Raw genomic sequence first — 3043 nt, 5'->3', positions numbered from 1 at the left:
AACAACTAAATAGCGAATTTTTTGCCTTGCTATCAACACGTTTATCCATCCTCAAAATAGATCACTTAATTATGCGGATTGGTATAAAAGGACGTTTTATGAAGATGTTACTGTTAGCGTTTATATTTTTGGTGGCGCAATTTAATGTACTGGCATGCACTAAAACATTAAAAATGGGCACCAACGAAACCAACTGGGCGCCCTATTTAATTAAACAAGGCAACGCCTTTGTTGGCGCAGAGGTAGATACGGTTAACGCTGTTTTTAAAAATTCGCCTTTTTGTATTGAGTGGGTTTATTTTCCGAGCTTATCGCGGGTTCAGCAAGAGCTAAAAACAGGCCATATTGATATTACCTTTGCGGCAAGTTATACAAAAGAGCGCTCCGAGTACTCTTATTTTACTGATGTGTATCGCGATGAAGTTATGCTACTTTATAAGCATGAAAACGCCAAAGATGTAATTAATTTGGCGGCGCTTTTTGAACGTGGCTTTATTGTTGGCGTTAACAGAGGCAGCTTTTTTGGCGCTGAGTTTGAAAAAATAAGAAAACACTACCCCAACCAAATAGTACTTACAGCAGATGCAAATACGCGCTTTGGTATGCTTAACAAAAAGCGAGTTGACTACGTGATTGACGACTCTGTTGTTGCAAAATATTTTGCTCAGCGCTACAGCACCATTTTGCCGGTAAAAACGGCGCCAGCTATTAATGTTAATGGCGTACATTTTATGATGAGTAAACAGTCGGTCACGCTTGACGAAGTAGCTGTAATTAATCGCCTTATTAAAAATAATAAAGCGGCCATAGAGCGCATTTACAAACCCTATTAACCCGCGGCTTTACACTTATATAGATTCATAGCCCAACGTGCTGCCAGTTTAGGTATGTATCTTTTACCTTTCATTACCATGGGGGGATCTGTATAATTCGCCAGCTAATTTACCCTATTGCTTGGTCTTGTTTGTGGCGTTTTGCTGCAGTTGGCCCCTGTCAGTACTCATTCTAGGACTAACTTTTTGATCTCCACCGCAAATATTACGATGCAGTTTGGCGCAGAGCCGTTATTTGAAAACATTTCAGCTAAATTTGGTAACGGTAACCGTTACGGTTTAATTGGCGCTAACGGCTGTGGTAAGTCGACCTTCATGAAAATTTTAAGCGGTGCGCTTGTGCCAAGTGCGGGTAATGTGTCGATTACGCCAGGGCTTAAAGTAGGTAACCTAAGCCAAGACCAGTTTGCGTTTGAACAATACAGCGTTGTAGATGCCGTAATTATGGGCGACGTAGAGCTTTGGAAAGTAAAGCAAGAGCGCGACCGTATTTACTCATTACCCGAAATGAGCGAAGAAGACGGCATGAAAGTGGCCGACCTTGAAAGCGTTTTTGCCGAAATGGATGGTTACACAGCCGAAAGCCGCGCTGAAGAAATACTATTAGAAGCGGGTATAGATAAAGAGTTTCATTATGGGTTAATGGCAAACGTTGCCCCAGGTTGGAAATTACGTGTGCTTTTAGCGCAGGCGCTGTTTGCAAACCCAGACATACTGCTACTCGATGAGCCTACCAATAACTTGGATATTCATACCATTACGTGGTTAGCTAATGAGCTTAATAAACGTAAATGCACCATGATTATTATTTCCCATGACCGCCACTTTTTAAATTCGGTATGTACTCACATGGCCGACATTGATTACGGTGAGCTGCGTATTTACCCAGGTAACTACGAAAAGTTTTTAGAAGCGGCAGGCTTACAGCGAGAGCAATTATTAGCCGAAAACGCTAAAAAGAGCGCTGAGATTGACGAGCTTCAAGACTTTGTTAACCGTTTTGGTGCTAACGCGTCTAAAGCTAAACAAGCCAGTTCGCGTGCTAAAAAAATGGATAAAATTAAGCTTGATGAAGTTAAAGCGTCAAGCCGTATGAGTCCATCGCTAAGTTTTGACGAAGGCAAAAAAATGTACCGCCAAGCGCTTGAAGTTAATAAACTTGGCCACGGTTTTGATGGCGAAACATTGTTTAGCGGCGGCGACTTTTTACTAGAAGCTGGCGCAAAGCTTGCGGTTATTGGCGAAAACGGTGTGGGTAAAACTACCTTTTTACGCTGTTTAGTAAACGAGCTTAAAAGTAATGAAGGCGAAATTAAGTGGTCAGAAAACGCTAGCTTTGGCTACTGCCCGCAAGACAGCACAAAAGATTTTGATAACGATTTAACGTTATTTGATTGGATGTCGCAATGGCGTACAGCCAAGCACAACGATTTAATGGTTCGCGGCATGTTAGGGCGTTTGTTGTTTACCGCCGACGATTCAAACAAAAAAGCACGTAACTGTTCAGGTGGTGAAAAAAACCGTTTGTTGTTTGGTAAGTTAATGATGCAAGACGTAAACGTACTTGTAATGGACGAGCCAACCAACCACATGGATATGGAAGCCATTGAAGCGCTAAACAATGCACTTAAAGACTTTGCGGGTACGCTTATTTTTGTAAGCCACGACCGCGAGTTTGTATCGTCTTTAGCTACACGCATTATTGATATTAAAGACAAGCAGGTCATTGATTTTCAAGGTACGTTTGACGAATACCTAGCTAGCATAGAAGAGAAAAAAATCGCTTAAGTTGTAGCAGCGATTTTATATCGCGTCTGTTTTAGGTATAAGCTTTTAGGTTTAAGCTTTTAGGTTTCAAAAACTAAAAATAGAGCCTAAACCATTTTAAAAAGGTGCTGTTTAGCGCCTTTTTTTGTGGGTGTATGAATAGGTGGGTACGCATTGTTTTAGCCATAATAAGCTAAACCCTGCTCTGTAGACGCACAGCTTGCTGGCGTTTTAAAAGCAACGCTTTTACCTAAGTGTAACCACCTTTTCCAAAGCCATGAGAAGCTACGTTTCTAACGTGAGCAAGCTCAACGTCTACAAGTCAAACTAACGCCGGAGCTAACCTCTACCTTGTAGACGCACAGCTTGCTGGCGTTTAAAAGCAACGCTTTTACCTAAGTGTTACCACCTTTGCTAAGGCCATGAGAAGCTGCGCTTCTAAC

The 3043-nt window shown here is 41.7% G+C and carries 2 protein-coding genes; both read left to right on the top strand.

Annotated elements, in window-relative coordinates; genetic code table 11:
* Positions 1-833: substrate-binding periplasmic protein (locus tag B2R65_RS14015; protein ID WP_349676067.1), on the top strand; the 833-nt coding region annotated here is incomplete at its 5' end.
* A 186-nt stretch (positions 834-1019) separates the two neighbouring features.
* Positions 1020-2621, top strand: coding sequence for an ABC-F family ATPase (locus B2R65_RS14010; protein WP_128581571.1), 1602 nt, complete (start codon positions 1020-1022; stop codon positions 2619-2621).
* Positions 2622-3043 lie beyond the last annotated feature (422 nt).

The organism is Pseudoalteromonas sp. UBA2102, assembly GCF_002331165.1.
In the GTDB taxonomy this organism is placed as follows: domain Bacteria; phylum Pseudomonadota; class Gammaproteobacteria; order Enterobacterales; family Alteromonadaceae; genus Pseudoalteromonas; species Pseudoalteromonas atlantica.
Note: the sequence above shows the minus strand (reverse complement) of the source record. Positions and strands in the feature narration are given on the sequence as shown.